The organism is Pseudomonas sp. 37 R 15, from assembly GCF_900004865.1.
Lineage (GTDB): Bacteria > Pseudomonadota > Gammaproteobacteria > Pseudomonadales > Pseudomonadaceae > Aquipseudomonas > Aquipseudomonas fluorescens_AM.
The window spans coordinates 2,520-3,237 of record NZ_CVTV01000052.1 but is presented as its reverse complement, the minus strand read 5'-3'; the positions used below and the strand labels follow the sequence as shown (position 1 = coordinate 3,237).

Sequence of the window (718 nt, the reverse complement as noted above, 5' to 3'; positions counted from 1 at the left end):
TTTTATCCACAAGGCTGGCGGTGTAGACGATGTTGCCGCCTTCGCCAACGGTAGTGGTAGCGGTCAGGACAACGTCGACTTTGTCGATGGTGTCGTTGATCGTGGTGGTCGCACCATTGCCCGCAACTTCAAGTTTCTCGAAGTTGCCGCCAGTGGTCTCAGTGATCCTGACCGTCTGTGTGCTCTTGTCGATAAACACGTCATCGGTCGGCGCAGGGACGGTCACGGTGCCGACGGTGTCGCCAGCCTTGATGATAATCGACGAACCGTTGTCCAGTTTCAGCGTAACGTCGCTGCCCGCTTTGTTAGAGAGCGTAGCGGTGTAAGTGATCTGGCCACCCTCGTTGACTGCGCTTGGCGCGGTCAGCGTGACGGTAGTGGTATCAGCAGTACCTGGGGTATCGGTGACGGTCGTATTGACTGCCGTCTTACCTGGCACCAGGTTCTCAAAGTGCTCGCCACCGGTCACGGTTTTGATAGCGGTCGTGACGGTTTGGTCGCCCTTGTACACGTCATCCGGTGCAACAACCGAAACGCTACCGCTCGATTGGTTAAGGCCGATAGTGATGCTCTGGCCGTTATCCAAGGTGACGGTCAACGGGTTGGTGATGTTCGTCACCGGTACGCCGTTTTTATCCACAAGGCTGGCGGTGTAGACGATGTTGCCGCCTTCGCCAACGGTAGTGGTAGCGGTCAGGACAACGTCGACTTTGTCGAT

At 56.7% G+C, this 718-nt stretch carries 1 protein-coding gene; it reads right to left on the bottom strand.

Annotation, left to right across the window (positions count from 1 at the left end):
• On the bottom strand, positions 1-718 hold a 718-nt coding region (locus BFQ04_RS30045; RefSeq protein ID WP_371914521.1), incomplete at both ends, for an immunoglobulin-like domain-containing protein.